We start from the raw sequence: 21,597 nt of genomic DNA, 5'->3' as shown, positions 1-21,597 counted from the left end.
TGGTTGTTGAAGTGTATATTGTTGTGAGTTGCGCTGTTCTTTGGGTGGTTTGTTAACCTTTGCGTAGAGGTCTCCTACATTAGAAGCTCCTAGATTTTGTTGTTCAAGTGGCTTTTTGGGAGCATAGATCGTTTCTGGTGGTTGTTGAAGTGTATATTGTTGTGAGTTGCGCTGTTCTTTGGGTGGTTTGTTAACCTTTGCGTAGAGGTCTCCTATATTAGAAGCTCCTAGATTTTGTTGTTCAAATTGTCGTCTTAGTTCCTCTACATTGGTAGAAGGAGTTGGGTGACTTTTTTTCATGGCTGTTTCCTTTCAATATTTTTAGAAAACCTCTTTGGCGCATTCCCCACTTTTTTGATATTTTTTAGGACAAAAGAAGAATATCAAACTGAATGGTCTCCAAAGACTTCGCGCTATTCATATTGATATGTAATGGACATTTATGTTTTTTATACAGTTTTTTTATGAAATATTATCAATAAGTTATAGGAGATTACAGGATTCATTTTTAGGACTATCTTTTGTAACATTTTAAAACAATTGGTGGGCGTAATGGAGATAAAATGATTGGTATAAAGAGTTCTGTTGGAAGGCAAAAGTTCACGCGTTTTTAGCCGGTAAGAGCCAGCGATGAGGAACGACTAACTTTCAAGCTGCGAGCTTGGCATTGTGCTTCTTGGGTGTTCTTTACAGTATTCGCAATTTCTTTTGCTTTGCTTTCCGATGTCCCAAGGAGGCAAGCTAGTCTGGTATAATCTTTTTCTTGTATGGCTTTACGATCTTCTGAGGATAGACGATTGTGTAGTTGTCGTGAAAAGGTATGGAGTTCTTGTCGCAGTGAACGAGAATGGAATAAAGCTTCCCTTTGTTGTTCTTCTGGTAAGGCAAAAAGGTTTTGTAAATTTTTTCCAGGTTTTTCGACAGTGTGGTTCAGGCGATTTTGTTCTCTTTGGTGTTGCTCTAGAATTGCATCTTTTGTTTGTTGTGTTATTGCGCCATAATTTTTAAGGGCTTGGCTGAGTTGTGGAACAGCCTGTTCGGCTTGTCTGCGATTTGAACTTTTCATGCCAAGTATTTTACTCCCAGCAAATTTAGAAATTGATTGAGGGTTTTGTAAAGTTTCATCGGCAAACTGATTTCCTAAGTTTGGAGCTGCCGTTATGATATCTAATGTTGTCTTTAAGGTGTGGGTTTTACCATAAACAGTCTTTGATAAATTTTCGATTTCTTTTCGGCTCCCTTCAACATAAGCGTCATTTGAAATCCTTTCAAATAACTCTTCATGGGTAAGAGGGGCTAAAGTTTCTTTTGGGATCAGTGTTTCTTTTAAGCTTTGAACGTTGGTTTTTTGAAAGCAGAGGCGGGCACCGTTTTGTAATGTTTTGACGAGTTCTGTGGTGAGATCATCTTTGTGTCCGACGACGAAAGCCCCTTCTATTTCCATGACAAAACCTTCTGCTGAAAAACCTCTAAAGACGCCTTCATAGGTTACATCTTCCTTTGCTGCAACAACAACACGATCGTTAATTTCATCCAGTCCAGCGTTTCTCATTTGGGAGATGAATTCTTTTAAAACAAGGGATTTTTGTGGATGGGTGATATCTTCAAAAAGATCTTTCATCGGTTGGGAATTGCCATATTGCATGGCTTCAATACAAGCTGTTGTCATGCGTCCTTTTGTGATGAAAGAAAAGTCAATGGTATGTCCTGCGGCTTGTCCAAGTTTTTCCATAAACATTCGATTTACGCGCCCATTGCCTTTTCTAAAAGGATGTGCGTGCTCTAGCACCATAAAAACATCAGCGGCACTTTCAGCAAATTCTTGGCGCGATAAACCTTTTAAATTGTTCTTTTCATTAAGTGTTTTTTCGAGTTGTGTGAGTTCTTTTTTAATCTGCGGTCCAATAGCAAAAGGAATTTCATAACCTTTGGGACGCATCGCCGGCATATGGGCAGTGGTGCCGTCTTCAAATGTAAAGGATGTATCGCGAGTGTAGCCCGCCCATTCAAAAGTTTTGTAGAAGAGGCTCCAGTGGATTAATTTTAGATAGGAAGCATCAAATTTTCGTGGGGGTGGTTCATGGCGAAAATTGACGGCTGCTTTAGTGACGTCATGAGTACTGCGTTGATACAGTTTTTTAGGGTCTTTGATGCCATATTTATTTTTGAGTGTTTTGGTTCCTTTATATAGATAATTTTGCTCTAACATGTAATCTCTCCTAAGTAGGTAGGGTGGTGGTTGATGAGCGTCTTAAACGCTGCATGTGAAAAATTCCCCTTCGCGTATTCTTTTGAGATTTTGGTTGTTATGAGAGGGAGCACTTTTCCCTCCAGTGTATGGGATGTATCAATCGTTTTGTGATGCTTTTGAAAAGCTTTTCTGATGTTTCCTTTGTTTATTATCTTGTACTGTAAAATGCTGGTATTTAGGACGCTGATATGAATCCCATAAGTAGTCAGAAAATGGATTTTCTATAAATTGACTCTGGGTAAAATCTTCGTTCTTTGAGGTGTAAGGAAGAGGTCAAAAAGAAAAATGTTGCTTAAAATTGTTTTTTTCCTTTAACAAAGTTGTTTGCAAGAGCGCTTTGATGAGGAGCGTGGATATAGCGGGTGTAATCGCTCTTGGTTAGCGGATGGTGCTGGTACTTTTCATACACAGCTCTCAGATTGGTGAATCTATGGGCAAAAGCAGTCATCAAAAATTTTTCTCCATTATGCTTTTCTTATTGTTCCATATGAATATCTTGCCATACGAACATCTCTTTTGTGTATTTTGCAACAAAATGTTTTTTATTTTTGTATTGTTGCTCTTATTATATTGCGCTGCTTTAAGATCCATAAGAGAGGAAACCCTTTCTTTGGTTGGGGAGAAAAGCCTTTTTCAGCGCTTTATCATTAAAATAGAACACTTTATGATATCGTAAAGGGGGAAAAGCTTGTATAAGAATGATTTATTCATTTTGATGTATATCTTAAATATTTTTTGGGAAAAATCGATGTTCTTGAGTGTAGGTGTTTTGAGAGTTGTTGTCTCAAAGATCAACCGTTTTTTTAAGTCTTGATATTGGTGATTAGCGTTGTGAAATGTTTTTGCTTGTTTGTAGGGGATAAATTATAAACAAAAAGCTTTGGAGGAATGTATTTGCAGGACGTTCTCAAGTGGAAATGTTGGTTTGATTATAGGTGATTTGAGGGGGGGGGTGGACTTTCTTGTAAAGACGATGGGTACTGGTAAAACGATACACAAAATACAAAAAGGAAAAAACACGGATTTTTTATCATGTTTTCCTTATGTGTGAAGAAGCGGTCAAAAACTTTTTGTTAACGGGTTTTAAAAAAATAGAAATGTATGTTGTTTTTGTGGTTGGTCTTTTCATAGTCAAGATCTCATAATAGGAAGTTAGTTTTTCTTTTGTGGAGCAAAGCGGTTTTTTGCAGCTGCGGCTAACATTTCTTTCCTTCTGAAATAGATGGCGCAACCACATCGCGAAGGGGAGCCTTGCATCAGAATAATTTGTTCATTTTGACGCATTTCTCGGATAACTTCGTGGGGTAAAATGAGTGCTCTTTTTAAAATATTCATATAACCACGAAAATCGACTCCATCTAAGACAAATAAAATAGGCTTTTGTAACTTTCGTCGGTAGTAATCATGACGTTTAAAAGGAATTAACAATTATCCTGTCCAATTGCTTTGGATATGGTGTATATGCTATGTGCAAAATTGGTGGTAGGGCGCTTAAGTAGTCTGTTTTTTGCATGTATGATAAGAATATTAAAATATCTCTTTCACATAGGTGTTTAAATCAAAAAAACAAAGTTTCATATTTTTTAGTTGGCCATAGCAAGTGTATTTGAACGATTTTGTGTGCGTGTGTAGAATTGGCTATGAGTGTTCCTTGCTTTTTGAACAATGTCGGTAATTTCTCGTGCTTTCTGTTCTGATATACCAATACTTTGTGCAAGTGTTTCATAATCTTTGTTTGTGATCGCACTACATTCGTTTGATGAGAGACGATGTTCTAAACTGTTTATAAAAGTACGGAGCTCTTGGTGTAATTGAGGAGATTGAGACAAGATTTCTCTTTGTTTTTCCGGTGATAAAGCAAAAATAATTTGCAAGTTTTGACTGGGATTCTCTACCGCTTTTCCAAGGCGTTCTTGTTTAATTTTATGGTCTCGAGTGACTATATTATAGGTAGCTTCTACAGTATACACATAATTCTCAATTGCAAGAGAGAGCACATCAAGATAATTTCGAGCGTGTACACGTGCCGGATTTTGTAGACCGCATATACTAAAACCTGCAAGAGGAGAAACAGAGTGCGGTGCCTGTTTAATCTGATTAGCAAACTGTCTGCCTAATTCTGGATTTTTAATAATCTCTTCTATCTGTTCGTTTAATACGTTTGCGTCACCATAAACAGTTTTTGCGTAAGCTCGGACTTGCTTTTGAGCTTTGAGAACGTAACTATCTAGCGCAACTGTTTTGGCACATTCACTTTTTGTGAGAGGCGCTAATGTTTCTTTTGGAATAAGCGTGTTTTCAAGCTCTTTGCTGTTGGGGGCGGTAAAGGTAATGATATCACCAGGTTTTAGTGTTTTTAATCGTTCTGGTGTGAGATCATCTTTGCTACCAATGATGTAAGTTCCTTGCACATCGAGTATAAAACCTTCTGAATAACAACCTTTATAAGTTCCTATATAGGTTTCTCCTGCCTTTGTTGCTATAACAAGGCGATCATCCACGTTGCGTCCCGTATTGTTTATGTGGTCCATAAATTCTTTTAAAAGACGTATTTTGGGGGGATTGGAGATATCCTCAAAAAGATCTTTCAACAGTTGTGTATTGCTATATTGCATTGCTTCGCTACAGGCAGCCATCATACGTTTTTGTGTGACAAGCGAAAAGTCAAGCTGATGTCCTGCAGCTTTGGCAAGATTTTCAAAAAAGACTTGTTCTGTGTGCTCATTGCCATCTATGAATGGGTGGATTTTGTGAAGAGAATAAAATAGACTCGTTGCTTCCTTGACAAATTCTTCGCGTGTTAAGCCTTGCAAATTGTCTTTTTCGGCAAGCGTTTGATCTAATTTTTGTAAGAGTTCAGGGATTTCTTCACCGGTTGCAAAATTATTGCCCCATTCCATTCTTTTCATTTCTGGCATGGCGGCAATGCTATCGTCTGTAAATGCGAAGGGGATATGGCGCAGATGTCCAGCCCATACAAAGGTATTTTTAAACAATTGTTGGTGGATATGGCATAGATAAGTTGAATTAAAATATTCTGGCAGGGGTTCTGCACGCAGATTGATCATGGCTTTTTGCCTATCATGTGAGCATTTTTCCAGAAAGCGTTTTAAATCTGTTTCTCCATATCTATTTTTGAGAATTTGGGTACCAAGATAGATATAATTATGGGGTGAGGGAATTCCTTTTGTTTTTTCTTTTGCTTTGGGCATTGTTACATTCCTTATAATGTTACATTGTCTATGAGAGTGTGTTAAACTTTTTGTTTGAAAATCCCCCACGCATATTGTTTTGAGATGTTGAGACTTGGGTGAGGAAAAAATCCCTCAAATTCGTAGGTGTTTTTGAGTGTATCAATCTTTATCTTGGCACTTTTTTCTTTTACTGAGAGAGAATGGTTCATTTGGGTTGTTTTCATGCATATTGTCTTTTAATTTTTTTGTAGAAAAATTTCCCTATAAAAGCGGTGCCTTCAAAAGTTTCCTGATAGGATTCTCAAGGCATAGATATGATTGGTATTTATTATTTGGAGATGAGGAGAGTGCTTTATAAAGAAAATTGGCATTGGTAAGCACAGGCATAATACCATCATTTAAAGACTTTTCCCCATATTTTTCTTGTTGTATCAAGCGGGAATTCCTTCTTTATAGGCTTTTATGAGATAGAATCTCTGCTTTTATCCTTTGATGTTTTTGTTTTGATGCATGGCCTCCATTAGAGGGTGTTTTTTAGTTTTTCTTTTGTGGAGCAAAGCGGTTTTTTGCAGCTGCGGCTAACATTTCTTTTCTTCTAAAATAGATCGCTCGACCACAACGTAAAGGGGGTTGTCCTTGCATCAAAATAATTTGTTCATCTTGACGCATTTCTTGAATAACCTCATGGGGTAAAATCAGGGCTCTTTGTTGGTAATTGACGTTGTATGAACTCTTTCCTAAAGATAAGCCTCTTGATTTGTTCGTTCCGGTTACTTCAACGGTCATTTGGCCACAGCGTTCTGAAATGTCTTTGGCAGTTTGGAGATCTTTAATGGCAGCATAGCTGACAAAGGAGCAGCTTTCAAACCATGAGCGTGCTCCGGCTTCTCCAAAGTGATTGACCAACTGGCCAGAGGATTGATAGAAGAGCATTAAGGATGTACCGTATTTACGTCCACGGTCGCGTGCTTCTTCTAAAATATTCATATAGCCTAAAAGATCAACTTCATCTAAGACAAATAAAACACGCTTTTTATAGTTACCGTCTGCTGTAACCATGGCATTGAGAAAGGCGCCAATAATCACACGTCCAATAGCAGGATAACTGTTTAAAATGCTTGCGGGGAGATTGAGAAAAACATCTGTATTGCCATTTGCAATATCTGAGGAAAAAAAATCATCTCCGCAGACAAGATCTGCGTAATTGGACAAAGAAAGCCATTGGGTGTCTTTTGAGGCGGTTGTATAGACTCCTGAAAAGGTTTGCTCTGCCATTTCTGTAAAAATACCAACCATTTCACGAATAAAAGGAGAAGGTGTTGTTTCTTGAATCATGCGTAATTGATTAACAACAGCTGTTTCTGATTGAGAGAGAATGCCACGCAACGTTTTTAAATTGCGCTCGCTATCTTCATATTCATCAGAAAATACAACGTGAGCAAGAAGAGCTGTTAATAAATTATGGGCTTGTGTCGAGAAATATTCTGCTGAAGAATTGTCTGATTTTTTATCTGTAAGGAGCAACTTGGAAAAGCTTACAATATTCGCTTCGCGTTGTGTGCGTGGTACGCTGTCGTCTAAAAGCCAATCGATGACATTAAAATTTTTTGTTAAAAATGAATTGGGATCGAGAACAATGACATTTCTATTCCCCATCTTTTGACGCGCAAATTTGACCATTGGGGCAACTTCTGTTGAAGGATCAAGACAAACAATAGATCCTGGATAGGTTAAACACGTAGGAACTACTGTACTTGTGGTTTTATAGCCACCAGAACCAGCAAAAAAGATCATATGAGTTGAACCAAAATCAAGATTAAAGGTTAGCAAAGGGGCTGTTCCACCCTTTCCCCATGTTGTTTTATTACCAGGTGCAAAGGGAATTTTGCACACATTATCTTGATCAACACGGTATCTTTCACCCACAACAATTTGCCCATTAGCAGGAAAGATTTTTGCTGCATCTCTTAAATTCATCCAAGCGGCCTCACCAAAAATACCTTTTTTTGCACGCTTGACCTTACTTTTAGGGGGAAGGGTTGTTACGAATTGAATGATGGAAAAAAAAACACCAATGATGATGCCAAAAACAACCATGGGGTCCATGAATTGAAGAGCATAGCCCCATGTTATTCCTTGTTGGCCAACATAGGGACTTAAACGTTTTATTTCACCACCAATATAGTAAAGAGCGGTTGTTCCAAAAAAGACAACGGAGACAAAAGTGATCATTTTACGCAGGTGCAGTTTTTGCGAGAGACTATACAACAATGAAACAGCAGCCGTTAGTGCTAAGACTAATAAAGGCTCAGAACGAAGAGTCCAATAAATTTGATCGCTTTTTAGTCCATTTGTTATAAACAACAAAAAGTGAGGGACAAGGAATATCGTTAAAGCACCTAAAGCGATAGGGGTTAAAATGAGTACCATTTGTGTTTTGGTATATTTCATTATATTTTACTTTCAATTCTATCAGAATATGCTGCGAAATGTTCTTTTTAGGTGTGTGATATTAACACTCTTTCTTTTTTGCAAAGGTGCAGATAACGCTCCAAACAGTTTTCGTTTATGAGCCTTTCTCATCAAGGAGGAAGGTTTTATCTATTCTTAGCAGGCCATAGCAAATGCTTGGGAACGGTGCATTGTGCATACTTGTGCTTGCTGGTGTACTTCTTTGGTTTGCTTAATAATTTGTGTAATTTGTTTGGCTTTATTTTCTGATACACCAATGCTTTGAGCCAATGTTTCATAATCATTATTTTGAACTGCTTTATGTTCATTTGGTGAGAGACGGGTGTTGATCTTTTTTACAAAGTTGCTGAGCTCTTTTTGACATAAAGGATTTTTTGCTAAAGCTTCTTGCTGTAATTCTTTTGGCAAGGCGAAGAGGTCTTGCAAGCTTTGACTTGGCATTTCTATTGTTTTTGCAAGGCGACTTTGTTCTGTTGCATGTTCTTGCATAATTTCCTTCCCAGCATGTCTCACTGCATGGGCAAAATTTGCAACGGCAGTGCAGAGCATCTCAAGATGATTTTTAGCGTTTGCGCGTGCCTGATTTTGTAGTCCACATAAACTGAAACCGGCAAGATGAGAAATAGAGTACGGTGCTCTTTCAATCTGGTTGGCGAGCTGCTGGCCTAAGCTTGGATTTTTGATGATCTCTACCATCTGTTTGTCTAATATTTTTCCGTTACCATAAACAATTTTTGCCAATTTCTGGATCTGTTTTAAGCTTGTGTGTACGCAAGAATCTTCAGCAATCATTTGAGCCGTTTCATTTTTTGTCAAAGGGGCTAATCTCTCTTCTGGAATGAGAATGCTTTCAAGCTCTTTTGTTTTTGGGACTGTAAAGGTAAATTTGTCACCGGGTTTTAATGTTTTGAGTTGTTCTGGTGTGAGTTGTTCTTTATTGCCGATGATGTAAGCGCCTTTCACATTGAAAGCAAAGCTATCATAACCAGCACCCCTATAGGTGCCCGTGTAAGTTTCACCTTCTTTTGCAACCATAACAGGACGATCATTAACATTGCGCCCAAGTTCTTTCATGTTGCTCATGAATTCCTTTAAAAGAAGTATTTTATTGGGATTAGAGATATCTTCAAACAGATGTTGCATTGGTTCTAGATCACCATTTTCTGCTACAGCAACACTGGCGAGCATCATGCGTTCTTTTGTAACAAGTGAAAAATCAAGCTGATGCCCTGCTGCTTGAGCAAGCTTTTCAAAAAAGACCCGTTGTGTACGTCCATTGCCTTCTCTAAAAGGATGAAGTTGGTTAAGGGCGTTAAATAAGCTTATTGCTTCAGCGTTAAATTTCTCACGCGTTAAGTCTTGCAAATTATCTTTTTCGGCAAGCGTTTGATCTAATTTTTGTAAACCGTCTTGGATTTCATCGCCGAGTGCAAAAGGATTTTCCCAGCCTGTTCTTTTCATTTCGGGCATGGCGGCTGTAGTGCCATCTTCAAATGTAAAGGGGAGATGACGAAGATGACCAGCCCATTCAAAGGTATTTTTAAACAACTTATAATGAATAGAGCATAGATAAGAGCTATCAAACTTTTCTGGTAAGGGGGCTTCACGCAGATTAACCATTGCTTCTGCTGTATCATGCGAGCATTTCTCCAGAAAGGATTTTAAGTCTTTTATTCCATATTTATTTTTGAGTGTTGTGGTGTTTGGGTAGACATAATGATGAGGAGAAACTGTCTGTATATTTTTTGTCTTTGCTTTTGCTTTTGGCATTGTAGCCTCCTTATAATGTCGTGTTGTCCATAAGAGTATTAAATTCCTCGAGTGAAATATTCCCCTTTGCATATTCTTCTAAAATTTTGAGTGTTGTAGGATGAAGCGCTATTCCCTCTATTGCATGGGTGCTGATGGCTGCTTCAACGGCTTCACGGCGTTTTTTCAATTCTTCTTCTGTCATCGATAAAAGATTTTCTCTGTTTTCTGTTTCTTTGGTTTTCACGCATTTTTCCTTTTATTTGCAATCGTTTCTTTAAAAGAGCCTTTGGCAGCCGGTGTGATCTTCCTTTAGTCCCCTCCAAAGATGTTTCGTTGTTTGAAGGGATCGTAATAAATTTCTGTGACTTTAAATTTTCCTTCAATCCGTTTGCATTGGATGATGATATCAATCATTGAAATCAACAGTCCTCGAATATCATCACGCTCTAAATCACCACCGCCTTCACTTTCTTTGACCAAAAGGGTCATCTGCTCAAAGGCTGCAAGGGCTGTTGAGGCATGAACCGTTGTAATGGAGCCTGGATGACCTGAATTGACATTGCGGATATAATAAAAGGCTGTACCATCTCGAAGTTCTTGCAACAGAATACGATCAGGACGCATCCGTAAAGATGATTCAAGCAACTCTTTGGGGCCAACGGAGGCTAAGCCTTGTCCATCTTTTGAATAGAACATTGAGACATGGTTAGGGTGTGGTATCACCAATTCTTGTGTATCTTCGATGGTGATAATACGCTCTTCTTGAGGGATTTTTGCGATTAATGCTTTTGATAATGTTGTTTTACCCGAACCGGTTTTTCCCGCAATTAAAATATTTTTCTGGCATTCTACAGCTTGATTTAAAAAGGAGACAAAGTCTTTATTACAGTAGGCATGAGCTAAGTTATGCTCGATGATTTTGAGTTCGTTAAAACGAGAATGATAGTCATTCAAGGGCGTGAAAGAGACCCGTTCACATAGCGAGAAGAGGCCTTTATTTGCGAGCTCTTCGAGAGAAAAACTCTGCGATGACGGTTTACGAATTGTCATACTAATCGTGTCTTTTTCGACAGCGGGCGGAATGACAATTTGAATACGCTCATTGCCTGGTAGCGTTGCAGATAATATTGGGTTTTTGTCCGATATGTTTTGCTTGGAATAGGATGCGACAACTTTCGCAATCCCCATAAGCTCATTAAAAGAGAGCCCCGGTGCTTCTATTGTTTTCCATCCATCAAATCCTTCAGTCATGACTTGATAGGGACGATTGATAACAATTTCAAAGAGTCTATCATCTTTCAAAAAAGCACTGATGGGTTCAAGTTTTGTGAGAACAATCGCAACGGTTTCATCGCTCATGGTATGTAAGTTTGAGTTCATTCTAAAGTTACCGCCGAATTTTTGTAAAAGTTTCTTGAAACAGCTCGATTGATAATCTGTTTTTTGTTTTCGATGACTTTCAATTTATAAACGCTGGAAAAATCTAAATCGCGGGCAACAAAGATATTCACCATTTCCCCTTGGTTTTTGGATAATGTTGGAGGAATATTGGCGTAATTTTCTACGAGAATGTTTGCGATGTTTTGTCCTGAAGAGATTGTTTCAGTTTCTTCTTTTTCCTGTTTTTTTGATAAACGTTTATTGGCATAGTGTGTTGCATCTTTTATTAGTGAGACAAGAAGCGCAGACCCAATCCTCTCGAGCCAATGGTTATCAATATCTCCATCCATACCAGAACGCCCTAAAGCATCCGTTGCCGGTGAAGCTAAAGATATAATGATACCATTGGGGGTTTTTGCTCTATTCCATAGTACAAAGAGACGTGTTTGGCCTTTTTTCAATCCGGCGCGATATTCACCAACAATTTGGGTGCCTTTATCAAGAAGCACAACACGACCATTGTCTGATAAGATATCTCTGGAGATGATACAACTGGCAAAACCTTGTTGATCACTGTTGATGGCTGTTTCTAAAATACAAGGAATAGAAGTTCCCATCGCGATGATGTAGTTTCGATTGCCAAGGGTTGAAGCACGAATACCTTCAAGCACTGTGGGTTTGAGAAGATGATTAAAACGTTGTGTCGTTTCATCAGGTTTGCTTTCAAGTTGGTGAGGCAAAGCACCATTATTTGTTTGTGAATCTATTTTGCCTTGTTGTGTACTTGCATAAGCTAATACAGGAGCACGTTGTGCTGCTTCCAGCAGTGAGTTATCAGAATTTAATTGATTGATGTTTGGCGTTGGTAGCTCGACTTTTGGTAATAGAGCGTTATTTCGTTGAGGCTGTTCAAAGGGGGGAGGGGTAGGCTTTGCAGGACGAAAAAGCTCTGTTTGTTTTATAACTTTTCCTTCTTTTGAAGATTCAATTGGTTGCTTTTTGTCTGTAACAAGTGTTGAATAGGTTAAATAAAGACAGACACTGAAAAGAATAATAAGAGCAATAGCTTTCCCCACATTGTTCTGTTGACTTTTCCCTTGAGCATTTTTTATTGTATCGCGATCATTAATGCTTTTTTCATCCACGGTGTTATTCATGGCTGCTTCCTAGGTTCACTTTACGTTGTACAGATGGTGATGTCGTACCTGTTTCAGGATTAATTCCTTTTGGTACGAACCTTTTGTTAAAGATGCACAATACTTCATTCCCACGTCGTAGCGTGAATTGTGCAGCTGTTGCATGAACAATAACCTTGTTGCCTTTAATCGATTTGGGAATAAGCGCTTCTTGCCCATCAGGCGATACAATGTAAATGGCAGGGATTTCAATGTTGCCTAAAAAGGTAAAGGTTGTTGTTTTCCCATTATCATAGACAGAAGCAGGTTCAATAAGAGATGAGCCTTGAGCTTCATAAGCCCAATTGCGTGGTCCAAAATCTTCATGGATATTTAAAATATCATTGACAAAGTTTTCTTCACGTTGTTTTTCTTTTTCTGCTTCGGCTAATTTCTTACGTAAGGCTTCATCTTCTGGATAACGAAACTTTACCAAGAAATACGTCTCATTGCCGGCTGAAACATCGCCTTCACGGACTTGTAGCTCGAATTGATAAGAGCGTTGTGTTCCATCTTGGCGGCTTGTGACAATTTGTAAATTTGTCACAGGCTGAACTTCACGTGGTTTGAGAAAAACAAAGTGTCCAGCCGGTGCAACTTGCCAAGCAACCGAATTTCCAATTCCTACATAGGTTACTTCTTCATCAACGGCAAATTCTAGTTGAACTGAAGAGCGAATGGAGCCAATGATTTGTACGACGTTGTAGGGGTCATAATTGACAAATCTGATGCGGTTATCTTTACGTGCACTGACAGGTGCTGTTTCCGCAAGTGAGAGAGCTGTGTGAAAGCTGACAGTGATCGTAAAAATTAAAGAGATTGTTTGTAAAAGTCTGATCATTTTATCACCTCTGGATCAGATCTATATTCCGATACTTGAAAACCAAGAGGGTTGATAAGACGATCAGACGTTGAAATGTGTGCGTTCACGTAGGAAAAATTTAAGATTGAAATCCAATGGGAAATATTTTCTTTTTCATTCAAGTCTCTGATCGTTTTATAGTAACGAACTTGGATAAGATCTTTACTTATAAAAGAGATTGATTTGATTGTGATCGTAGCAATCATGTTATGATAAATATTTTGCGGACTTTCTGGATTATTGCCCGCGTACCATTTTGCAAAACGGTTTTGTTCTTTTGGAGAAGATAAAAGAGAGACTAAGCGAAAATTGTTTTCTGCTTCTGATGCTTGAAAACCTTCACGAGCGCGAACGTATTGGCTGGCAAAATAACGCGTTATCGCTTCATCATAGTCGTTAGGGGATTCTTTTAGGGCGCTTACAGTATCAATAATGCCTGTTGAGTTATCAACGCGGATAACAAAAGGCTCTACCGTTTTCAACGGCGTCAAAGCTGCGACAGCTAAAGCCAGCGCAATTGTCATCAATCCAAAAAGCACTGTTAAAGCCATGGAGATTTTCATCCGCACGCGCATGCTATGCATGCGATCAATGTCAAATGAGCGCGCTTCTTTTATATATTCTTCAAGGGCATCACTTTTCACGCATAACCTCCACAGTTTTATCAGATCGTGCTTCATGAATAACCGGCTTTAATAAAGCTGAATTGGCTGTTACTTTTTCACTTTCTAAAGTATTGAGAATGATGGGAGTGGTAACAGGCTTTACGCTCTTTTCTGGGTAGACAATGTTTTTATTGTCCCAATTCCACTTATCTTTATTTAAAGCGCGTGTATGTTTGCCATTACAGCGTGGTGGTTTTTTAGGGCCACTCAAAGAGGCACAACCAGTAAGAGCGATTGTTAGGACCATAACAAAAGTTATTTTTCGTTTCATTTTTTGAACTCACAAATATCTTGGAATACAATGCATGAGAGCCTTTGTTCTGAACATTTTTACAAGTTTATGTGATGCAAGATTTTGATTGGTTTTGTTGTTAGACCCAAGATGTTAGATCTTATCTGGAACAGGATCATGGCGTGTGCGCCAAAGGGCGCACACAAGGCAAAAACAAAAATGCTTATTCTTTTAAAGAGGTGCTTTATCTTAAAATCGACCACGACCGCCTCCAGATTTACCTGCTTTTGCTGCCGCCCCTGCCGCACTTCTAACAGCGTTACCGGCAGCTCCTGAGATTTGTGAAGTGGCACTTTTTACTGCATTGCCACTCGCTCTTGCACCATTGGAAAGCATTGTAAAAATCTGTCCTCCTGAAGAGACACCAGCGTTAAAGTATGGTCCGCCAGAGGCCAGCGCTGTTGCAATACCAGGAAGCGCACGGAAGATAATAACTCCTATGATCGAAATGACGATGACAGGGGGAAAAAGAACGTAAATTGATTCATATGAAACTTTGAGAACCTGTAGGATAACTTGACATATAATGGTTCCAAGCATGATTACAAGAACTTGTAAAATGGTAAAATTGATCAAAGTTGTAATCCATGCATCGGAGTATTTTCGCGTTGCATTGAACAAATACAAACTAATGAATAGAGGCCCAAGACCTATAATCATGACGAGTGCAACTTGTGCAAACATTTGCACAATAAAACCACCTATACAAAAAAGAATAACCGCGAGAAGCATGATAGAACCAAGAAGACCCACAATGATCTTTTCAAAAAACCAAGCATTGTATAAGACTTCTTGATAACGCGAACTTGCCTTTAACAAAATATAATCAAAAACATTGGAGCTTGCAGGATTACTGTTAAGCGCATTCCCAATAGCATTGGATAAATCATTGAAGAAAATATCCTTGACATAAGTATTAAATGTATCCGCATTCGTTGCCATTGTTGTAACAACAACGATTTTAACAACATTATTGAGAAGACTATGCATGGAAAGCGCAACGCGACCTGTCATAACATTATAGCCATAAAGAAAGATAAAAATGATTGCGGCGAGATTTAAGGGCGCTGAAATAGCAGAAGACAGCCCACTCACCGTCGTGTCCATCACATTATCAAGGGGTTTTAAAATATACCCAGAAACGCTTTCAAAGGGAGAAAAACTAAAGTCTGACATTTGTACTTGTACTTTCAAGTTTTTCTTTTAATTGTTTTTCTTTTTCTTTTAATTGTGCCTCAAGATATTTATGCTTTTTTTGTTCCTTTTCTTCACGTAGCTCATCTTTTGTCTTCGTATCTCTTGCTTGAATCATATCAAGAGACTGAAGTTTTAAAGAACTTACTTGAAGACCGGCTTGAAGAAGAGAAAGTTTTACTTGAAGATCTTGCCGAAGAGTTTGCAATTCTTCAGGTTTTGTTTCTGGTTTTGATTTAATATTTTCAAGTTGTTGACTTATTTCTTTGATTTTATTTGCAGTTTCAGTTGCGCTTTTATAAATGTTTTCAGCTGTTTCTGATTTTGCAGCATCTAATTTTTGTGTGTTCTCGAGTGCTTGTTTATAATATTCATCTACATCGGGTGTTGTTTGCGCTATTGCATGAGAAATAAAAGAAAAAGATAACAGTGTAACTAAGCCATATTTTTTCATTGATTTTTTCTCCTTTGATAAAATATGGGCAGCCATTTGTCAGGGGCAGCTCCATATTCGTTGATAATTTCATTCATGAGTTCAATGTTTTTTGTTGTGCCGCTTAAAACGGCGATCTCATCATTCATTCCACGTAAGTTAAGTTCTGCAACGACGGAACTTTGTCCTTGTTTGATGAGAAAACGACGGGATTCTCTGCTTAACTCTGACTGTATCAGTTCAAATTCACGCTCAGTAAGTTTGAAAGCTTCGACATAATCATTGTAATTTGCTTTTTGATTTGGAAAAAATATTTGGGTGGGGCATTGCTCAATGATTGTGTGCGCGATTGTTGAGTTCAAAGCATCTTTAGGGCTTTGTGTTGCAAAGAGCATCATGCCATTTTGTTTACGAATTGTTTTTAGCCGATCTTGCGCAAAAGCTTTAAATGAATCATCTTCTAAAGCTTTCCAGAATTCATCAACGACGATAATGATGCGCCGCCCATCAATCAAATCAAGAATGCGGTGAAAGAGATACATCATTAAGGGGCGCCGAATTTCTTCATTATCTAAGAAATCGGTCATGTCATAGCCAATGAACTGCGCATTTAAATTGAGATCATCTTGATCATTATCAAAAACCCATCCTAAATCATTGCCTCTAATCCAGCGTTGCAGCCGTATGGCAATTCCTTCTTTGGATGTGTTGTCAAAAAACAGTTGAAGGGCACCAAGAGAGCGCTGGGTTGGGGGTAAGTTTTCCAAGGAATCAATGGCTTTGGCGATATCTTGTCGCTCTTCTTCTGTTACGATTTGCCCTTCAGCGGTCACCAGCTTTAAGATCCAATTACGAAGAAAGATTTTATTTTTTTCGGTGTATTCCATGCCCTTTAAGGGAGCAATACCCGTGGGCTGCCCATTTTTTAAAGGTTTGTATTTCCCTCCTCCAGCCCGTACAAAAATCTCTGCTCCTTGATCTTTATCAAAAAAAACCATAGTTGGATTGTGTTTTTGTAATTGTGCAAGAAGAAAATTAACAATCACTGTTTTACCAGATCCTGATGGACCACAAACAAATGTGTTTCCAAGATCGCCATAATGAAAATTAAAATAGTAAGGTGAACCAGCCTGTGTTTTTAGCAATGCGACAGCAGCTCCCCAAACATTATCGTTCAGTTTGCCAACAGGGAAAGAATGGAAGGGCGATAAAGCAGCAAAATTTCTGCTGGTAATGGCGCCTGAACGCGCACGATAGCTAAAGTTTCCAGGAAGCTGTGCCCACCATGCTGCTTCCAATCCTAAATCTTCTCTGGCAATCACGGCTCCCCCATTGGTTAAATGGGAACGTGCTTTTGATAAGTTTTCAGACAATATTTTGGGATGATCAGCAAAAACAGCTAAAGAAATGTGGTGTTCTCCCAAAACAAAACGGTTTGATTCTAAATCATCTAGCGCTTCATCCAGTGCATCGATTTGTGAGCTAGCACGGTCAGCTGCATTGATCATTTGATTTTGTTTGCGGCTCATAATCGCACTGGCGGCTGCCTTACTTTTAAAGACAAAGGATTGTGTTAAGATGAATTCAAATGGCACCGTAAGCAGACCATCAGTCATACCTGGGCGTGTTTTAGAAGGATACTCTTTCCATCCAAACATGCCCACAAAGCGTTCATTGCTTTCATGGCGAATTTCGATAATTTCTTTCCCAAAAATAACACGATCCGAGTAAATTGTTGAAGCAATAGTTCCAAATGTGAGAGGAATACGCTCACGTCTTCCCCCCACTAGCTGGTGGAGAAATTCACTTTGTTCGGCAAATAAAAGTCCTTCATGTTCATAGATGGATAGCAGACGGACTTCATATTCTTCCAAACCTTGCATAAGATCTTGACTTAACTCTTCGAGTTTACGAATAGCTTCCTCATCGGGCTCAGATTGTGTTTTCTTGGCTTTGCTCAAGCGCTGAAAAAATGAAACCAGCTTTTCTGTTTTATCCGCGGCCGGATTCCAAACCAGTGAAATAAATAGATCATTTCTATACAGTTCTTGCGAAACCATTTTCTTTTTATATTTTTCATCTAATGTTGTTGCAAAAGATGAAAGAAAATGACCTTCTGGGTAGATCGTTTCACGGCGGCGGATGATGTGAGAATATAAAGCAAGCCGTTCGTCTGCGATATTTTTTAAAAGGGTGTTTAATTGGTTGTGTAAAGAATTTAATTGATCAATATCCGCGGTGTCGAAATTTATACCCTCAACAGCCATCACAACCATTAAACAGCGTGAATTTAAAGCAACGACATGTTGGTTGATGTAGCGTATATAGGGAATATATTCTTCAGGCAAAGTTTCCCGTTTCATTATTGACATCTGTTTCACCAATTTCGTTCCTTCAGCTTAGTTCCTTATAAGTGCGGATAAGGCGTAAAGGGGAGGTTGAACCTCCTCCCCATCGGTTGAGGTTTTTTTGTTTTCCTCGGGTATTGAGCCATGCAAATAATACGCGAAATTGGTTGTGATCGTACTTTGTCACTTCTCGCAAAATAAAGTGTATCCCAATCCCAAGACCAAACATGGTAAAATCACTGGTCAAAATGAAAAGAATGGATGTCGCCATGACATTGAGCGCCATCGCTTCCATTGTAACACCAGCAAACATGGCTGGGCGCGTACAGGCAAGGAAAAGAGTATCTTCGTTCATTTATGTTGTGCCCGCTAATTTACCGACAAGAGCAGGGGCACCAAAAACAATAGCAATCCCCAGAACACAGTAAGCTGCTTTGCGTAAATCAATAAAGCCGTACATCCAGCCAATCCCCACAGCAGCAACACATATAATAGCAATAAGCTTTGCCGTTGGACCCGTCATCATTGTGACAATGTTGCCTAAAACACCATCAAGATTTCCCAGACCACCTCCACCAGTAGTAGAAGAAGCAGCATAAGAAAAATCAGATACAAAAACTGCCGTAAAAAGCAGCATGGTCACGATAAAAATGATGTTTTGGAATCTATTATCTGTCATTTTACCTCTCTTTAACAAATAATATTTGTTCATATGTCGACATTCCATTGCCTCTAACAAACTGGAGAGTGCTGTCATTTGATGACAGTTTAATTCTTCTCGTTTGTTTGTTTTAAAAGCCTTGATCGTGATCTGTTCACTCTCAAGCTCTTCTTCGTAAAGAGACAGAAGTCTTTTCAAATTGAGATTGTGTTACATGAAAATGGCAATTTTAAGTTGTGTATATTGGTAAAAATAACAATATTAAAATAATGAAAGAAAGAATATCATTCTTTACAAAATGTAGTTAATCTGCAACACTTATATTTGGATTTTTTCTTTAAAAACAAGGGGATTGCTGATCAATAATCTGACATGATAGGAAAAAAACGAATTTTTTGAGCGAGCGTGTTAAGAGATGCTATTTAAATTGATTATTATTATTTACATTATGGGGGCTACGGTGTGGGGATTAAGCCAATATAAAGATAAAATGGATTTCAGCATTCTTAAAACATTTGAGACGCAAGATATCCAAGATATTGTCGATCTCTATCGAGAAGAAAAAAAGTTGGGTAAATCTATCACCAAACAGCAATTAGAAAAAAATGAACCAGCTCTCGATTTGCAGAAGAGTGTTTCATTAAATGATGTTGTAAATAATGCTGTTGTTTTTCATGGTAAGGCTTCTGTTACAAGTGGGGTTACATTTAAATTACTGACGCCTGCTGCACAATCTTGGCGCTCACATATCTCCCGTGATATTCATCTTTATGGTGTGGATACATGTGCGCCCCGTCAAAAAGCAAGATTAAATGATCAAGAATGGCCCTGTGGTGCGGTTACAACGGCTTGGCTTGTCACCAAAACACTTGGGCAGGATTTATCCTGTAAACAGGCTTTGATGCACAATGGTGTTTATTATGCGCAATGTTTTGTTCAAGGGGTTGATTTAGCTGAGGAAGGTCTTAAAGAAGGTATGTTGGTACTCTCAAAAGAGGAGAAAAATCCTATTCCAGCCCAGTATCATCATGCGGAAGAAAAAGCACGTGGCAATAAGATTGGTCTTTGGTCGAGTGATTTCACTGAACCTTTAAAATGGCGGCGAGATAATGGATCCTATAATCCCTTTGCTAGTCCATGATTGGTTTTAATGAACATATTTACTTAAATTTTTATAGAGAAAACTTTATCAATAAAATTGTACCAAATCGTAGAGCAAATTTGAATAAACGGTGAGATTATTTTCGTTTATGAAGTAAATGGATGGTACTTCCCTTTTCAAGGGAGGGTTGCTTTCAAAATCGCTTCTCTATTTTTACTTATGTGTTTTATAAAAGCGGGAAAATGTCATTGTTGGTGGCAAAGCATTTTTGAGTATTTGTGTTTGAAGGAGAAAGTGAGGCGATAAAAAACGCTCAAGAAACGGATTTCTAGAGCGGTGTTGATAAAAGTAAAAAATGAACAGACCCAAAAATGGTGTAACGTTTGATATAACGGATAGAATCTTTCACAATGCCTTAAAAGAATTCATAGCAAAAGTTTTTTCATCAGAATTTTGTCTTCAGGATTGGATCACGTTTTTTACTTCTTTAAAAGTGATCAATCTGTTGCATTCCTTGAAAAGCTTTCATAATTATCTGCTTTTAAATTCAGACTTCCAAATGATGGATGGATTTCAAATAGACTCTACACGAAGAAATCTTCGTAAAATGATTTGCATTGCTGATTGTTTTCTATATATCACAAAACGTTTCTATTTAGTCCTCGATGGAGGAACAATAATCAACATACAAATAGGTAAAAAGAGCTCATACTTTTTTGTTATGGCTTCATAGTCCATTGATCGTGAGATTTAAGTATTATAATGCTCATAGGTTTTCTATAGGGCTAGGGGCGATGCCTATTGCAATGTAACTATTTGAAATCAGTTGGACAAAAGCATTAATGCGTCTTCTGATTTCATCATTTGTATTCAGTTTGGGCTCTTTCCCTTCTCATTGTATTTTATGACAAACTCATACGATGGCTATTGTGAGCTCTTCTTGCGTTATTTTACTCAGAGTATTCACTTTGAAAGCAAGCAAGTGATAGTGAGGCTGTATTCTCATACAGTGTGAAAATTCAACCCTCATTTGGGGGGATGATATTAACAGATAAGGTATTTAAAGAGGAGTAAAATGAAAAAAATTATTTATTATGCATGACTCTATTATTCGTCGTGGGGTGTGAAAAACCTATAGCGTAGAAGATTTAAAAAAAGATGCAAAATTAAGAGAAGAATGGGGAACGAAGTGTTCTCTTTCAGGACAAGCTGTTAAGGAATCTAAAAACTGTCAAAATGTTTTACAAGCAGATACTGAAATGTTTTTCTCGCCAAAGCTTGATGTTACAGACCGTGGTCATGCATCTCAACAGTAAAGTGTGATATAAAAATTCTAAAATAAAGAAGTTACGGTTCAACGAATGCTCGCTTCTTCAATTGTTATAGCGGAATTTTTTTTATCATTTTTTATCTTTCAGATGAGCTCCCCAAATCATATTCGCAATCCTATTGTTTGTTTCAACTTTATCAGATTGAGGATTATGATCATGAGAGAACTGGATAGTATTGTCTTATAGAAACATCTCTCAAGGTATCCAAGCCTATTTTGCGACGCTGTTCGTAAAGGGTATATAAAAAGCAAGTAAAATAAAATAGTTATGTCTAATATGGGGGAATAGGTGAATCTTGATTCTATTGAGTTTTTTTGCCTCTATCCCTCATCTTTTTGAAGCTTTTTTATCGCCTCTATAGCTAACCTTTTACGGTCTGCGCTCTTTGTGTAAAGAGATGCCATAGCATCATTTGTCCAGCCAAAGAGTGCTTTCAATTGTGATACTGTTGCACCAGAGTTAGCTGCGCGTGTTGCTGCTAATTT

The 21,597-nt window shown here is 38.2% G+C and carries 16 protein-coding genes and 4 pseudogenes; 2 read left to right on the top strand and 18 right to left on the bottom strand.

The window, feature by feature from the left end; all coding sequences use genetic code 11:
• The 17 genes and pseudogenes from ACFINH_RS06750 to ACFINH_RS06670 form a co-directional block, all read right to left on the bottom strand.
• Positions 1-300, bottom strand: a pseudogene (locus tag ACFINH_RS06750) (BepD protein); the annotation flags it as partial.
• A gap of 310 nt (positions 301-610) precedes the next feature.
• A complete protein-coding gene (locus ACFINH_RS06745; protein WP_375632463.1) occupies positions 611-2,209 on the bottom strand; it encodes a BID domain-containing T4SS effector in 1,599 nt (532 codons plus the stop codon).
• Positions 2,210-3,403: 1,194 nt separating this feature from the next.
• Positions 3,404-3,586 (bottom strand): annotated as a pseudogene (locus ACFINH_RS06740) (type IV secretory system conjugative DNA transfer family protein); the annotation flags it as partial.
• 248 nt (positions 3,587-3,834) lie between these two features.
• Positions 3,835-5,463 (bottom strand): BID domain-containing T4SS effector, encoded by a 1,629-nt coding sequence (locus tag ACFINH_RS06735; protein WP_375632462.1) that lies wholly within the window; start codon positions 5,461-5,463, stop codon positions 3,835-3,837.
• Positions 5,464-5,979: 516 nt separating this feature from the next.
• Entirely contained in the window at positions 5,980-7,896 is a 1,917-nt protein-coding gene (gene traG / locus ACFINH_RS06730; RefSeq protein ID WP_375632461.1) for a Ti-type conjugative transfer system protein TraG, read from the bottom strand.
• A 156-nt stretch (positions 7,897-8,052) separates the two neighbouring features.
• The gene (locus ACFINH_RS06725; RefSeq protein WP_375632460.1) at positions 8,053-9,687 is read right to left on the bottom strand and encodes a BID domain-containing T4SS effector; all 1,635 of its coding nucleotides are present in this window, start codon (positions 9,685-9,687) and stop codon (positions 8,053-8,055) included.
• A 10-nt stretch (positions 9,688-9,697) separates the two neighbouring features.
• Positions 9,698-9,871, bottom strand: coding sequence for an antitoxin VbhA family protein (locus ACFINH_RS06720; protein ID WP_375632475.1), 174 nt, complete (start codon positions 9,869-9,871; stop codon positions 9,698-9,700).
• A 107-nt stretch (positions 9,872-9,978) separates the two neighbouring features.
• A complete protein-coding gene (virB11, locus tag ACFINH_RS06715; protein WP_375632459.1) occupies positions 9,979-11,049 on the bottom strand; it encodes a P-type DNA transfer ATPase VirB11 in 1,071 nt (356 codons plus the stop codon).
• A complete protein-coding gene (gene virB10 / locus ACFINH_RS06710) occupies positions 11,046-12,206 on the bottom strand; it encodes a type IV secretion system protein VirB10 (protein ID WP_375632458.1) in 1,161 nt (386 codons plus the stop codon). Before virB10 ends, virB11 begins: the two co-directional genes overlap by 4 nt.
• Positions 12,199-13,065 carry a P-type conjugative transfer protein VirB9 gene (gene virB9, locus ACFINH_RS06705; protein WP_375612192.1) on the bottom strand — a complete coding sequence of 289 codons (867 nt, stop codon included), beginning with the start codon at positions 13,063-13,065 and terminating at the stop codon, positions 12,199-12,201. Before virB9 ends, virB10 begins: the two co-directional genes overlap by 8 nt.
• Positions 13,062-13,766 carry a virB8 family protein gene (locus tag ACFINH_RS06700; RefSeq protein WP_375610599.1) on the bottom strand — a complete coding sequence of 235 codons (705 nt, stop codon included), beginning with the start codon at positions 13,764-13,766 and terminating at the stop codon, positions 13,062-13,064. The genes virB9 and ACFINH_RS06700 overlap by 4 nt, the downstream gene beginning before the upstream one ends.
• The gene (locus tag ACFINH_RS06695; RefSeq protein ID WP_375610598.1) at positions 13,720-14,022 is read right to left on the bottom strand and encodes a type IV secretion system protein VirB7; all 303 of its coding nucleotides are present in this window, start codon (positions 14,020-14,022) and stop codon (positions 13,720-13,722) included. Before ACFINH_RS06695 ends, ACFINH_RS06700 begins: the two co-directional genes overlap by 47 nt.
• A gap of 210 nt (positions 14,023-14,232) precedes the next feature.
• Positions 14,233-15,219 (bottom strand): type IV secretion system protein, encoded by a 987-nt coding sequence (locus ACFINH_RS06690; protein WP_375610597.1) that lies wholly within the window; start codon positions 15,217-15,219, stop codon positions 14,233-14,235.
• Positions 15,206-15,691, bottom strand: a complete 486-nt coding sequence (locus tag ACFINH_RS06685; protein ID WP_375632457.1) for a type IV secretion system protein VirB5 — start codon at positions 15,689-15,691, stop codon at positions 15,206-15,208. The genes ACFINH_RS06690 and ACFINH_RS06685 overlap by 14 nt, the downstream gene beginning before the upstream one ends.
• Positions 15,688-18,042: a VirB4 family type IV secretion/conjugal transfer ATPase gene (locus ACFINH_RS06680; protein ID WP_375613568.1), complete on the bottom strand. Its 2,355-nt coding sequence runs from the start codon at positions 18,040-18,042 to the stop codon at positions 15,688-15,690. The genes ACFINH_RS06685 and ACFINH_RS06680 overlap by 4 nt, the downstream gene beginning before the upstream one ends.
• Before the next feature lie 22 nt (positions 18,043-18,064).
• On the bottom strand, positions 18,065-18,373 hold the full coding sequence (locus ACFINH_RS06675; RefSeq protein ID WP_273723684.1) for a type IV secretion system protein VirB3: 309 nt from the start codon (positions 18,371-18,373) through the stop codon (positions 18,065-18,067).
• Positions 18,374-18,697: a TrbC/VirB2 family protein gene (locus ACFINH_RS06670; protein ID WP_375613587.1), complete on the bottom strand. Its 324-nt coding sequence runs from the start codon at positions 18,695-18,697 to the stop codon at positions 18,374-18,376. It abuts the gene before it with no gap.
• Positions 18,698-19,094: 397 nt separating this feature from the next.
• Here ACFINH_RS06670 and ACFINH_RS06665 point away from each other — a divergent pair, with 397 nt between their 5' ends.
• Entirely contained in the window at positions 19,095-19,820 is a 726-nt protein-coding gene (locus ACFINH_RS06665) for a thermonuclease family protein (RefSeq protein ID WP_375632456.1), read from the top strand.
• Positions 19,821-20,968: 1,148 nt separating this feature from the next.
• A pseudogene (locus ACFINH_RS06660) lies at positions 20,969-21,097 on the top strand (hypothetical protein); the annotation flags it as partial.
• Positions 21,098-21,432: 335 nt separating this feature from the next.
• Here the strand turns inward: ACFINH_RS06660 and ACFINH_RS06655 are convergent.
• Positions 21,433-21,597: pseudogene (locus ACFINH_RS06655) on the bottom strand (integrase); the annotation flags it as partial.

Source organism: Bartonella sp. AA74HLJMH (assembly GCF_042197045.1).
Lineage (GTDB): Bacteria > Pseudomonadota > Alphaproteobacteria > Rhizobiales > Rhizobiaceae > Bartonella.
This window is presented reverse-complemented; position numbering and strand designations above follow the sequence as displayed.